We start from the raw sequence: 12,948 nt of genomic DNA on the forward strand, positions 1-12,948 counted from the left end.
AACCAGACACCTTGCTCTTTCAGATACACCGCGGTGACAGGATTGGCGACGGCTACGCCGCCGAACGCAGCCTCGCAGGCTCGACAGCTGCTACAAACGGCAGGCAAAAAAATCCCCGAACCAGTCGGGGATTTTTTATGTTCGATCAATCAGCCCGAGAGCGGATCAATCTTCGCGATAGCGACGCAGCTTCAACTGCTTACCAGCAACGCGAGTGTCCTTCAGCTTGGTCAGCAGACGCTCCAGACCATCTTCCGGCAGCTCAACGAGGCTGAAGCTGTCACGCACCTGGATGCGACCGATTGCTTCGCGAGCCAGACCACCCTCATTGAGGATAGCGCCCAGCAGGTTCTTGGCAGCGATACCATCACGCGCACCCAGCGCGGTACGGCAACGAGCACGACCTTCGGCCAATGGAACCGGAGCACGACGCTCACGATCACCACGGTCCGGACGATCACCGGTACGCTCTGGACGATCGCCACGCGGTGCGTTGTTCGGCACCAGTGGACGTTCTTTCTCGATGGCAGCCAGGGTCAACGCTTGAGCGTTGGTTGCCTTGCGCAGCAGAGCAGCGGCCAGTGCACGCGGGGTGCAACCGATGTCGGCAGTCAGGCGATCCAGCAGATCACCGTGAGTCGATTCGGCATCAGCCACCAGCGGCGACAGGCTGTTGGTCAGTTTCTTGATGCGGGCATCGAGAACAGCCTGAGCGTCCGGCAGGCGAACTTCGGCAACTTTCTGACCGGTTACACGCTCGATCACTTGCAGCATGCGGCGCTCACGTGGAGTCACCAGCAGCAGTGCACGACCTTCGCGACCAGCACGGCCGGTACGGCCGATACGGTGAACGTAGGACTCTGGATCGTACGGCATGTCAACGTTGAACACGTGAGTGATGCGCGGAACATCCAGACCACGAGCAGCAACGTCGGTCGCCACAACGATGTCCAGACGGCCATCCTTGAGGGATTCGATCACGCGCTCACGTTGGTTCTGAGCAATGTCACCGTTCAGCGCAGCGGCTTTGTAGCCTTTGGCTTCCAGGGCACTGGCCAGGTCCAGGGTCGCTTGCTTGGTGCGCACGAACATGATCAGGGCATCGAAGTCTTCAACTTCCAGCAGGCTCAATACAGCCGAGGTCTTCTGGTCAGCGTGAACCAACAGGTGAGCCTGTTCGATCGCGGTAACGGTCTGAGTCTTGGTCTGGATCTTCACGTGTTGCGGATCGCGCAGATGGCGTTCGGCAATGGCACGGATCGACTGCGGCAAGGTGGCCGAGAACAATACGGTCTGACGGGTTGGAGGCAGAGCCTTGAAGATAACTTCGAGGTCGTCCATGAAACCCAGTTTCAACATTTCGTCAGCTTCGTCGAGAACCAGGTGGTTCACGGTCGACAGAACTTTTTCGTCGCGACGCAGGTGGTCGCACAGACGGCCCGGAGTGGCGACAACGATCTGTGCGCCATTACGGATTGCTTTCAGTTGTGGACCCATAGGGGCGCCGCCGTAAACGGCCACAACGGTAACGCCCGGCATTTGCTTGGCGTAGGTTTCGAAAGCGGTTGCTACTTGCAGCGCCAACTCACGGGTTGGCGCCAGGATCAGGGCTTGCGGCTCGCGCTTGGCAGGATCGATGCGATGCAGGATCGGCAGGGCGAACGCAGCGGTTTTACCCGTACCGGTTTGCGCCTGACCAATCATGTCGTGGCCGGCCATGATGATCGGGATCGATTGCTGCTGAATAGCCGAAGGCTCTTCGTAGCCAGTCGCAATGACGGCTGCAAGAATATTCGGATTAAGATTAAAAGCGGCGAAGCCGCCGGTTTCCTGGGTCATGGGTCTGCCTCTAAGTGCATCCGCAAAGACCCATGCTCCAAAGCTGCGCATGCCGTGTAAGACTCAAGAGTCGCCCTGGCTGCTTTGTCGGCGGGGATTTGCGAAAACGAATGAATGAAAAAGATTCGTCAAGGGAGAGTCCGCTGTGCGGACATGCAGCCGAAGCTGACTTCGGGGAATTGCGCTACCTAAACGCGGCCCGGTTAAAGGCCGGCGCGCACTATACCGGAATTAGCCCAAAAAGGGAGCATTATTTGTCGGAAAACTGACGGATACACCGTTGTGTCACAGGCTTTGCGGATAATCGTGCAACGGTCTATTTTTCAAAGGCCCGGCCCTGCTGGCGATGGCGCTAAAACGGTTCATCGTTTTCAGGCAGACCTGCTGTCTGACACCCCCTTCCCGCCCGAGGAAATGCTCCATGAATCAGCCCTGCTCCAGTCGTGTGAGCCGTGAACGGCACGGTCATGTCCTGATGATCGGCCTGGATCGGGTGGCCAAACGCAACGCCTTCGATCTCGACCTGCTCAACGAACTGAGCCTGGCCTATGGCGAGTTCGAGGCCGACAGCGAGGCGCGGGTGGCGGTGGTGTTTGGCCATGGTGAGCATTTCACCGCGGGGCTGGATCTGGTCAGTGCCAGTGCGGCCCTGGCCGAAGGCTGGCAGGCACCGCCCGGCGGCTGCGATCCATGGGGTGTTTTCGCCGGCCCCAGGGTCAGCAAACCAGTGATTGTCGCCGCGCAAGGCTACTGCCTGACCGTCGGGATCGAATTGATGCTGGCCGCCGATATCAACCTGTGCGCCAGCAACACCCGTTTCGCCCAGAAAGAAGTGCAACGCGGGATCTTCCCGTTCGGCGGCGCCACGTTGCGCCTGCATCAGGTTGCTGGCTGGGGCAATGCCATGCGCTGGCTGCTCACTGGCGATGAATTCGATGCCCATGAGGCGTTGCACCTGGGCTTGGTGCAGGAAGTCATGGCCAGCGAGGATCTGCTGCCACGGGCGATGGAGTTGGCCGAGCGGATTGCCCGGCAAGCGCCGCTTGGGGTTCAGGCGACGTTGATGTCTGCGAGGCAGGCGCGTTATGAAGGGGAAACAGCGGCGGCGCGGAGTTTGCCGCCGCTGGTGAAGAAGTTGCTGGCCAGTGAGGATGCCAAGGAAGGTGTGCGGTCGATGATCGAGAAGCGACCGGGAGTCTTTAAAGGGCTTTAGTTTTGTGTTGACTGGAAGATAGCCATCGCGAGCAAGCTCGCTCCCACAGGGGAATGCATTCCAATGTGGGAGCGAGCTTGCTCGCGATGAGGCCCTAATAGGCAACACTTATGTCGCCGGGCGGATCGCCTTGATCAACGACTGCAACGAATACCCCAACCGCGGCGCCAGCCCTTCGGCGCGGGCGATCAAGCCGTCCATGTCCAGTTCCTGATCCAGCTCCGAAGGCACGAGCAGAATCACATTGCCCTCCTTCACCGGCAGTTCCCAGTAATGCCGGTGATAGAGCCCGCGAAACAATGCGGCGCCCAACGGTTTGCCATCATCGGTGGCCCACTGATTGATCACCAGCCAGCCACCCGGGTTCAGGCGTTTCTGACAGTTTTCCAGGAAATTCCACGCCAGATGCCCGACACCCGGCCCGACATCGGTATAGAGGTCGACGAAAATCAGATCCGCCGGCTCAGCGGTATCGAGCAGTTCCAGCGCATCGCCCACCCGGATGTACAGCCGCGGATCGTCATCCAGCCCAAGGTATTCAATGGCCAGGCGTGGCACGTCGGGGCGCAGCTCGATGGCTTCGACGTCCTCCAGCGGCAGAAACTTGAGGCAGGCCTGGGTCAGAGTGCCAGCACCGAGGCCGAGGAACAGCGCGCTTTCCGGCTGCTCGTGGCACAACGCGCCAATCAGCATCGCCCGGGTGTAATCGTATTCGAGCCAGCTCGGGTCAGCCGTGAACACGCAGCTCTGTTCGATGGCATCACCGAACTCGAGAAAACGGTAATCGGCCACTTCCAGCACGCGAATCACGCCGAACTCATCCTGTACCTCGGCGAGCAGATGCTCGACGCGCTCCTCAGTCATTTCGTCTCCTGATCGTCACCGGACCCGGCAACGCAATAAAACCGCGGAGTGGCGCGGCAAAGGCGCGATTGTCCGCGAAGCGACGGGAACAGGTCACGCACTAATTGCTGATAACATGACCGTCCGAGCGTAAAACACTAGAGACCGTGATGAGCCAACCCTGGAGCCCTGACAGCTGGCGCGCCCTGCCGATCCAGCAACAACCCCAATACCCCGACGCAGCGCATTTGCTGCACGTCGAGCAAACGCTGGCCAGTTATCCGCCGCTGGTGTTTGCCGGTGAAGCCCGGGAGTTGCGCCGTCAGTTTGCTGAAGTGACCCAGGGCCGCGCGTTTTTGCTACAGGGCGGCGACTGCGCCGAAAGCTTCGCCGAGTTCTCCGCCGCGAAAATCCGCGACACCTTTAAAGTCCTGTTACAAATGGCGATCGTCATGACCTTCGCCGCCGGTTGCCCGGTGGTCAAGGTCGGGCGCATGGCCGGGCAATTCGCCAAACCGCGTTCGGCCAACGACGAAACCATCGACGGCGTGACCCTGCCGGCCTACCGTGGCGACATCGTCAACGGCATCGGTTTCGACGAAAAAAGCCGCGTGCCGGATCCGGAGCGCTTGCTCCAGTCCTACCACCAGTCCACCGCGACCCTGAACCTGCTGCGCGCCTTCGCCCAGGGCGGTTTTGCCGACCTGCATCAGGTGCACAAGTGGAACCTGGACTTCATCGCCAACTCGGCGCTGGCCGAGAAGTACAGCCACCTGGCCGATCGCATCGATGAAACCCTGGCCTTCATGCGTGCCTGCGGCATGGACAGCTCGCCGCAACTGCGCGAAACCAGTTTCTTCACCGCCCACGAAGCATTGCTGCTGAACTACGAAGAAGCCTTCGTACGCCGCGACAGCCTGACCAACGATTACTACGATTGCTCGGCGCACATGCTGTGGATCGGCGATCGCACCCGTCAGCTCGACGGCGCTCACGTCGAATTCCTGCGTGGCGTGAACAATCCGATCGGGGTCAAAGTCGGCCCAAGCATGAACCCCGAAGACCTGATTCGCCTGATCGACGTGCTCAACCCGGACAACGATCCGGGTCGTCTGAACCTGATTGCGCGGATGGGTGCGAACAAGGTCGGCGATCACCTGCCGCAACTGATCCGTGCCGTGCAACGCGAAGGCAAGCAAGTGCTGTGGAGTTCCGACCCGATGCACGGCAACACCATCAAGGCCAGCAGCGGCTACAAGACCCGCGACTTTGCACAGATCCTTGGCGAAGTGAAGCAGTTCTTCCAGGTTCACGAAGCGGAAGGCACGTATGCCGGCGGCATCCACATCGAGATGACCGGGCAGAATGTTACTGAATGCATTGGCGGTGCGCGGCCGATTACCGAAGACGGGTTGTCGGATCGGTATCACACCCATTGCGACCCGCGGATGAATGCCGATCAGTCGCTGGAGTTGGCGTTTCTCATTGCCGAGACGTTGAAGCAAGTCCGGCGCTGAGTCAGTAAGTCTTTCGCCGCCTGATAGACCGCCTTCGCGAGCAGGCTCGCTCCCACATTAGACCGCGTCCGCTTGGACAACTCGGTCAATTGTGGGAGCGAGCCTGCTCGCGATGGCGTCAGCTCAATCACCACTGAGCTGAGCCAATGCCACCCGCAACCGCGCCGCACTCGCCCGCGGGCAATTCAGTTGAACCCGCTCAAGCCCCAACCAATCCGCCATTCGCCGCAGATTGACCGCCAACGCCAGCATCCCCTCCTCATCCAGCCCCGGCTCTTCCTCATGCACAGCGTGCACCGCCAGCCTGCCCAACGCCCGCTCGGCGCGTAGATCCACCCGCGCCGCAATCCGTTCATTGTGCAAAAAAGGCAACACGTAGTAGCCGTAGACCCGCTTGTCCGGCGGCGTATAAATCTCCAGCCGATAGCGGAAATCGAACAGGCGCTCGGTGCGACTGCGCTCCCAGATCAGTGAGTCGAAGGGTGAAAGCAAAGCGCTAGTCTCAACCTTGCGCGGCACTTTCGGCTCCGGCAGACAATAGGCCGGTTGCCGCCAGCCCTGGACTTCACAGCTCAGTAATTCACCCGCCTCCACCAGTTCCGCCAAGCGCGGACGGGCATCACCTGGACTCAAGCGAAAGTAATCCCGCAGGTCTTTTTCTGTTCCGACGCCCAACGCTGTCGCGGCATGCAGTAACAGGCCGCGCTGGGCCTCGGCCTCACTCAACAACGGCTGCGCAAGAATCGCCGAAGGAATCACCCGCTCCGGCAGATCATAAAGTCGCTCGAATCCGCGCCGCCCGGCCACGGTCACTTCACCGGCGGCGAACAACCATTCCAGCGCATGCTTTTCCGCGCTCCAGTCCCACCAGGGCCCTGCCCGTTCCTGACGGGTCGACAGGCTTCCGGCACCCAGCGCGCCCAGGTCCTGAACCGAGGCCAACACCCGGCGAATCGTGTCCTGCTGCTCACGCCCGAAACGTGCCAGTTGCTGGTAGATATCTTCACCACGGGTCGCACGCAGCATGCGCCAGCGCATCAACGGGTACATCGACAAGGGCAGCAAAGAGGCTTCATGCCCCCAATACTCGAAGAGCGTGCGCCGCCGGCCCGAACTCCAGGCAGCCTGGTCGAGCAAGTCGGATGAGTAATTGCCGAGGCGGGAAAACAAGGGAAGGTAGTGCGAACGCACCAATGCATTGACCGAATCGATCTGCAGAATGCCCAGCCGCTCGATCAGACGATTGAGCTGAACCGGTTTGATCGCCGCTGGCGGCTGGCGCCCGTTGAACCCTTGGGCGGCCAGCGCCAGACGCCGAGCCTGTTTGATGGAAAAGGACAGTGTTGCGGGCATGAGCATCTCCTTGTCTGCTCGCAACCTACCTCACCGGGAGACGGTTTGTGTAGTTGTGCATTACTCATTTGTGCATCGGGTCATTCCAGAACGGTTTGACCGACTCGAACTCCACATCCGCACGACTCATGCCGATGTCCTTCAGTGCTTCATCGCTCAGACTCGCCAACAACTCGCGCTCCCGGTGAAGTTCGTACCAGCGACTGAATTTGTGCAGCAGATCGGATACCAGGTGGATCGAGTGCTTTTCTACTGCTGGATACTCATGTTGACCTTTCATCTTGTTGCCCTCCGTTTGGATGGCTCAAGTGTCGCGCTGGGGCTAAGATCAATCCAACGAATGTTTCTGATGTAACACATCTCGGAGATTGATGAATGTCCGCCTTCCCAAGTATCGACACTGAAGTGCTGCGCACCTTTGTCGCCATCGCTGACCAGGGCGGTTTTACCCGGGCCGGCGAGTTAGTCAATCGCACTCAGTCCGCCGTGAGCATGCAGATGAAGCGGCTGGAAGAGGATGTGTTGCAGCGTCAACTATTCCAGCGCGACGGACGGCAGGTGCGCCTGACGGCTGAGGGCCAGGTGCTGCTCGGCTATGCCCGGCGCATCCTCAAGCTGCACAGTGAGGTGTTCAATACGCTGCGCGAGCCGCACATGGTCGGCATGGTGCGCATCGGTACGCCGGACGATTACGTGATGCGTTTTTTGCCGGGGATTCTGCGGCGATTTGCCCAGACGTATCCGCTGATCCAGATCGAGGTGCACTGCGAATCATCAAAACAATTGCTGCTGCGCCAGGACCTGGACTTGACCATCGTCACCCGTGAACCAGGCAACGAGATTGGCCAACTATTGCGCAAGGAGCATTTCGTCTGGGCCGAAGCCCAATGTTTCAGTGCCCATGAGCAAACGCCGCTGCCGCTGGCGATGTTCAACAGTGATTGCTTCTGCCGCTTATGGGCCTGCAATGCACTGGATGCCATGGGTCGCGATTACCGCGTGGCGTACAACAGCGACAGCCTGTCGGCAATCATGGCGGTGGTCAGCGCCGGCCTGGCGGTGACCGCGCAGCTGGAAAGCCTGGTCACCCCGGACATGCGCATTCTCGGTGAAGCCGAAGACCTGCCGATTCTGCCCGAGGCCAGCATCATGCTGGTGCGCAACCTGCACAACCCGTCGCCGATCACTGAGTGCCTGGCCGAACACATCGTCGAAGGCTTCAAACTTTAAGGGCGAGCATCACCGCGCAGAGCACCAGAAAGCCACAGAACAACCCACGCAGCAGTCGCTCCGGCAGTGCGTGGGCGATCCTCACGCCCCAGCTGATGCTCATCAGACCGCCGACCGCCAAGGGCAGGCCGACCATCCAGTCCACCTGATGGTGCACTGCGTAAGTCACCAGCGTGACGCCCGTACTCGGCAACGCCAGCGCCAGCGACAAACCCTGCGCAACCACCTGACTGGTGCCGAACAGGCTGGTCAGCACCGGCGTTGCCACCACCGCCCCGCCCACGCCAAACAACCCGCCCATGGTCCCGGAGGCGGCGCCGAGCACGCCCAGCCATGGCCATGAATAATTCATCTGCGCAGACGCCGGCGCGTTGGCGACGAACATTCGCACCAGGTTGTAGGCCGACAAGGCAATCAGGAACGCAACAAATCCGACGCGCATGGTTTGCGCATCAATGCCCACCGCCCAGATCGAGCCGATCCAGGCAAAACAGAACCCCATCGACGCCAATGGCAGCGCATGGCGCAATTCAATCCGGTTGCGCTGGTGATAACGCCACAGCGCCAACATCACGTTGGGCACCACCATCACCAGCGCCGTGCCCTGGGCAATCTGCTGATCGAGGCCGAACAATACGCCCAATAGCGGGATCGCGATCAAACCACCGCCAATGCCGAACAACCCACCGAGGGTGCCCAAGGCGGCGCCAAACATCAGGTACATCAAAAACTCAATCACAGTCGATTTTCCCTTCACGTCAGGCTAATCATCCTACGCAGTCGGCGCTGGCGGGGAAACGCACAGCAACGCACAATGGCTGTGCCAACTTCGCACAAGCGCTGACAACACCATGAACCCCAATCAATTGACCGAACAGCTGGGTCTGTTCCTCGACGTGCTGGAAACCGGCAGTTTTTCCGCCGCGTCCCGCCGCCACCCGCTGACCCCTTCGGCGGTGGCCCGGCGCATCGACAGCCTGGAAAACGCCGTCGGCAGCCAGTTGTTCATTCGCAGCACCCACGCGGTGCGCGCGACCCCGGCGGGTTTGGCGTTTGCCGAGCGCGCGCGGCGGATCGTGGCTGAACTGCGGCTGGCTCGGGCTGAGGCGGTATCCTTGAGCAACGCACCGGAAGGCTTGATTCGGATCGATGCACCGGCAGCGTTTGGACGACGGCATCTGGCGCCGGTGATTGCCGATTTTCTGATGCTCTACCCCGGCCTCGACGTGCAGTTGCACCTGATCGACAGTTTCGTCGACATGCAGGGTTTGAATCTGGGCAAGGTCGATCTGGTGCTTCGCGCCGGGCAAATGGCCGATACCCGGCTGGTGGCCACGCCGCTGGCGAGCATGGTGCGCATTGCCTGTGCCAGCCCGGAGTATTTGCAACGACGTGGTGTGCCGACCGATCCGGCGCAGCTGATTGAACACGACGGGCTCGACTGGGATGGCCTGGCCCCGCCGTTCGCCTGGCGCTTCGAACGGGACGGGCAGATGCACTTGCACCGCCCGGCGCGCATCCGCATGAGTGCCAATAACGCCGAGGCTTTGGTCTGCGGCGCTTTGGCCGGGCTGGGTATCGCACACTTACCAACCTGGTTGACCAGCGAATACCTGTTACGCGGTGAACTGCTTCCGCTGTTCTGCGAACACGGCTTGCCACCACCGGAAACGACCGGCATTTATGCCTTGCGCCTTGAGCAACAACCCAATCCCCGCAGTCGCTTATTGCTCGAATACCTGAAAACCCGCTTCAGCCCGATCCCGCCGTGGGATCTGGCGCTGCAAAGTACCCTCGACCGGCACTAGGCTAGAATTATCTGGCGCATTAAAGATTCGCCCGCTAGATTTATGACGATCACTGATCAAGGCTTCGAAATGACCACCGAGCGCAACACCCCGGATAACTGCGACGACCTGCTGCTGGATAATCAGGCCTGCTTCGCCCTGCATTCCACCTCGCTGCTGATGACCAAGGTCTACAAGCCGCTGTTGCAAGCACTGGGCCTGACCTATCCGCAATACCTGGCGATGATGGTGTTGTGGGAACAGGACGGTTTGACCGTAGGCGAAATCAGCACGCGCCTGTTGACCGATCCTGGCTCATTGACGCCGTTGCTCAAGCGCCTGGAAGTCGAAGGTTTACTCAGCCGCACCCGCAGCCGTGAAGACGAGCGGGTGGTGATTGTCGAACTCACCGAACAGGGTCGTGCATTGCGGGAGCGGGCGCGCGGTATTCCCCAGTGCATCCTCGGCGCCAGCGGGATGACGCTGGAGAGATTGCAGAAGCTGCAAGCGGAACTGCAAACGCTGCGCAGCAATCTGCAAGACAGCCTCTGATATTCAAATCAACCTAGATACCCTGTGGGAGCGAGCCTGCTCGCGATAGCGGTCTGACATTCAAACATTGATGTCGACTGATACACCGCTATCGCGAGCAGGCTCGCTCCCACATTGGTTTTGGGGTGCCCCTTCCAGCCACGTTCGCCCCTCTCCGAAAAAATTTTCAGTCCTGAAAATCCCGCCTCGACAGCTCTAGTTCAACCCTTCGCATCGCCCGCCAAAAACCCGACCAAAACTTTTTCAAAAATTTATATTGCGCGCTAAATATTTGCGCGATACATTCATCTCGCACTTACTTAGCGCGCAAACATTTAGCGCGAAACACCCAAACCCGAACGAGGCTCACACCATGCAAACTCTCTACACCGCTATCGCAACCTCCACTGGCGGCCGTGACGGTCGTGCGGTTTCCAGCGACAACATCCTCGACGTCAAACTCGCCACGCCCAAAGAACTCGGTGGTGCCGGCGGCGCAGCGACCAACCCTGAGCAACTGTTCGCCGCCGGTTACTCCGCCTGCTTCATCGGCGCACTGAAATTCGTGGCCAGCCAGACCAAACGCACCATCCCGAACGACGCCTCGATCACCGCCCACGTTGGCATCGGCCAGATCCCTGGCGGATTCGGCCTGGACATCGACCTGCACATCAGCCTGCCGGGGCTTGAACAAGCCGATGCACAAAGCCTGGTCGACGCTGCCCACCAGGTCTGCCCGTATTCCAACGCCACCCGTGGCAACGTCGATGTGCGCCTGCACGTTACCGTCTAACCGCTGATTCCCAGGCCCGAACCAGGAAACGAACATGAGCACTTTCAGTAAAGTCTTGACCGGCACCCTTCTCGCCTTGTCCATCCACAGCGCGTTTGCAGGTGAGGGTGTTGAACACAACACCCAAGCGTTCCTCGACGTTCTGAACGCCGGCACCGGCAAACCGATGGAACAACTCACGCCTAAAGAAGCCCGCGCCGTGCTGGTCGGCGCACAAGCAGGGGTGAAACTGACGCTGCCAAAAGCTGATGTCAGCGAGAAAACCATTCAAGTCGACGGCCAACCGCTCAACCTGACCATCGTCCGGCCGGCCGGAGTCAAAGGTCCGCTGCCAGTGTTCATGTTCTTCCACGGCGGCGGCTGGGTGCTGGGAGATTTCCCGACCCATGAACGTCTGGTTCGGGACTTGGTTACCGGTTCGGGGGCGGCGGCGGTGTTCGTCAATTACACCCCGTCACCGGAAGCGCATTACCCGATGGCGATCAACCAGGCTTACGCCGCAACCCAATGGGTGGCCGAGCACGGTAAAGAGATCAACGTCGACGGCAAACGTCTGGCCGTGGCCGGCAACAGCGTCGGCGGCAACATGGCGGCAGTGGTTGCGCTGATGGCCAAAGACAAGGGCACGCCGGCGATCAAGTTCCAGGTGCTGCTGTGGCCGGTGACTGACGCCAGCTTCGAGACGGCGTCCTACAACCAGTTTGCCGAGGGGCACTTCCTCACCAAAAACATGATGAAGTGGTTCTGGGACAACTACACCACCGATGCCAAACAGCGTAACGAGATCTACGCGTCGCCGCTGCGGGCGACCACTGCGCAACTCAAGGGCCTGCCACCTGCCCTGGTGCAGACCGCCGGCGCCGACGTGTTGCGCGATGAAGGTGAAGCCTACGCCCGCAAACTCGACGAAGCTGGGGTGCCGGTCACCGCCGTGCGCTACAACGGCATGATTCACGACTATGGTTTGCTTAACGTTGTGAGCCAGGTGCCGGCGGTGCGTTCGGCGATGTTGCAAGCGTCCGAAGAACTCAAGCAACACCTGAAATAAAACCTGTGGGAGCGAGCTTGCTCGCGATGGCGGCTTCACATTCAACACAGATGTTGACTGATCTACCGCTATCGCGAGCAAGCTCGCTCCCACAGTGTCCACCGTTGCACCTGAAGCTGTATTTCTGGCAGGCATAAAAAAGCCCGACTCAATGGTCGGGCTTTTTCATTCCTGAAGCTGTGCTTATTTAGCACGGCCTTTGTAGGAACCGCCTTCGCGGGTATCGATCTCGATCTTGTCACCGATTTCGATGAAGTCAGCAACTTGCAGCTCAGTACCGTTGCTCAGCTTGGCAGGCTTCATCACCTTGCCGGAAGTGTCGCCGCGAGCCGAACCTTCGGTGTAGTCAACTACGCGCACGATGGTGGTCGGCAGTTCTACGGAAACCAGACGCTCTTCGAAGAAGATCGCTTCGCAAACATCGGTCATGCCTTCTTCAACGAAAGGCAGAACGGCTTCGATGTCTTCAGCGTTCAGCTCGTACATGGTGTAGTCGGTGGTGTCCATGAACGTGTAGGTGTCGCCGCTGATGAAGGACAGGGTCGCTTCTTTGCGGTCGAGGATTACGTCGTCCAGTTTGTCGTCAGCGCTGTAAACGATCTCGGTCTTGTAACCGGTCAGCAGGTTTTTCAGCTTGGTCTTCATGATGGCGCTGTTACGACCAGACTTGGTGAATTCAGCTTTCTGAACCAGCCAAGGATCGTTTTCGAGACGGATCACGGTACCGGGTTTCAGTTCTTTACCAGTTTTCATTGCGAATATCCGAATTTGGATGGGATTTACAAAAATCTAGG

The 12,948-nt window shown here is 59.7% G+C and carries 13 protein-coding genes; 7 read left to right on the forward strand and 6 right to left on the reverse strand.

What is annotated here, in order from left to right:
- Positions 1 to 165 precede the first annotated feature (165 nt).
- Positions 166 to 1,839, reverse strand: a complete 1,674-nt coding sequence (locus AC3IUE_RS22395) for a DEAD/DEAH box helicase (RefSeq protein ID WP_008146183.1) — start codon at positions 1,837 to 1,839, stop codon at positions 166 to 168.
- Positions 1,840 to 2,260: 421 nt separating this feature from the next.
- Between AC3IUE_RS22395 and AC3IUE_RS22400 the strand changes: the two genes are divergently transcribed.
- Complete coding sequence (locus AC3IUE_RS22400; protein ID WP_489263787.1) at positions 2,261 to 3,052, forward strand: crotonase/enoyl-CoA hydratase family protein; 792 nt, start codon at positions 2,261 to 2,263, stop codon at positions 3,050 to 3,052.
- Between the two features lie 108 nt (positions 3,053 to 3,160).
- On the opposite strand, the gene AC3IUE_RS22405 is transcribed toward AC3IUE_RS22400, so the two are convergent.
- Positions 3,161 to 3,916 carry a spermidine synthase gene (locus AC3IUE_RS22405; protein ID WP_046047519.1) on the reverse strand — a complete coding sequence of 252 codons (756 nt, stop codon included), beginning with the start codon at positions 3,914 to 3,916 and terminating at the stop codon, positions 3,161 to 3,163.
- Between the two features lie 149 nt (positions 3,917 to 4,065).
- Here AC3IUE_RS22405 and AC3IUE_RS22410 point away from each other — a divergent pair, with 149 nt between their 5' ends.
- On the forward strand, positions 4,066 to 5,412 hold the full coding sequence (locus tag AC3IUE_RS22410) for a class II 3-deoxy-7-phosphoheptulonate synthase (protein WP_056740344.1): 1,347 nt from the start codon (positions 4,066 to 4,068) through the stop codon (positions 5,410 to 5,412).
- Positions 5,413 to 5,535: 123 nt separating this feature from the next.
- On the opposite strand, the gene AC3IUE_RS22415 is transcribed toward AC3IUE_RS22410, so the two are convergent.
- Together AC3IUE_RS22415 and AC3IUE_RS22420 are read right to left on the reverse strand one after the other, a co-directional pair.
- Positions 5,536 to 6,765 carry a winged helix-turn-helix domain-containing protein gene (locus AC3IUE_RS22415; RefSeq protein ID WP_489263788.1) on the reverse strand — a complete coding sequence of 410 codons (1,230 nt, stop codon included), beginning with the start codon at positions 6,763 to 6,765 and terminating at the stop codon, positions 5,536 to 5,538.
- A 64-nt stretch (positions 6,766 to 6,829) separates the two neighbouring features.
- Entirely contained in the window at positions 6,830 to 7,045 is a 216-nt protein-coding gene (locus AC3IUE_RS22420; protein WP_033057173.1) for a DUF1127 domain-containing protein, read from the reverse strand.
- A gap of 95 nt (positions 7,046 to 7,140) precedes the next feature.
- Between AC3IUE_RS22420 and AC3IUE_RS22425 the strand changes: the two genes are divergently transcribed.
- Positions 7,141 to 7,995, forward strand: a complete 855-nt coding sequence (locus AC3IUE_RS22425) for a LysR substrate-binding domain-containing protein (protein ID WP_461999221.1) — start codon at positions 7,141 to 7,143, stop codon at positions 7,993 to 7,995.
- Here AC3IUE_RS22425 and AC3IUE_RS22430 read toward each other — a convergent pair.
- Positions 7,985 to 8,734, reverse strand: a complete 750-nt coding sequence (locus tag AC3IUE_RS22430) for a sulfite exporter TauE/SafE family protein (RefSeq protein WP_056740340.1) — start codon at positions 8,732 to 8,734, stop codon at positions 7,985 to 7,987. The genes AC3IUE_RS22425 and AC3IUE_RS22430 overlap by 11 nt on opposite strands.
- A 112-nt stretch (positions 8,735 to 8,846) precedes the next feature.
- Here AC3IUE_RS22430 and AC3IUE_RS22435 point away from each other — a divergent pair, with 112 nt between their 5' ends.
- The 4 genes from AC3IUE_RS22435 (at position 8,847) to AC3IUE_RS22450 (ending at position 12,154) form a co-directional block, all read left to right on the forward strand.
- The gene (locus AC3IUE_RS22435; protein WP_056740339.1) at positions 8,847 to 9,803 is read left to right on the forward strand and encodes a LysR family transcriptional regulator; all 957 of its coding nucleotides are present in this window, start codon (positions 8,847 to 8,849) and stop codon (positions 9,801 to 9,803) included.
- A 69-nt stretch (positions 9,804 to 9,872) separates the two neighbouring features.
- Entirely contained in the window at positions 9,873 to 10,334 is a 462-nt protein-coding gene (locus tag AC3IUE_RS22440) for a MarR family winged helix-turn-helix transcriptional regulator (RefSeq protein ID WP_095129095.1), read from the forward strand.
- 352 nt (positions 10,335 to 10,686) lie between these two features.
- Positions 10,687 to 11,106, forward strand: a complete 420-nt coding sequence (locus AC3IUE_RS22445) for an organic hydroperoxide resistance protein (protein ID WP_027925717.1) — start codon at positions 10,687 to 10,689, stop codon at positions 11,104 to 11,106.
- Between the two features lie 34 nt (positions 11,107 to 11,140).
- Positions 11,141 to 12,154: an alpha/beta hydrolase gene (locus AC3IUE_RS22450; protein WP_489263789.1), complete on the forward strand. Its 1,014-nt coding sequence runs from the start codon at positions 11,141 to 11,143 to the stop codon at positions 12,152 to 12,154.
- Between the two features lie 183 nt (positions 12,155 to 12,337).
- On the opposite strand, the gene AC3IUE_RS22455 is transcribed toward AC3IUE_RS22450, so the two are convergent.
- Positions 12,338 to 12,907: an elongation factor P gene (locus tag AC3IUE_RS22455; RefSeq protein ID WP_028619992.1), complete on the reverse strand. Its 570-nt coding sequence runs from the start codon at positions 12,905 to 12,907 to the stop codon at positions 12,338 to 12,340.
- Positions 12,908 to 12,948: the final 41 nt, after the last annotated feature.

The sequence above is a fragment of the Pseudomonas sp. GL_093 genome, assembly GCF_057837605.1.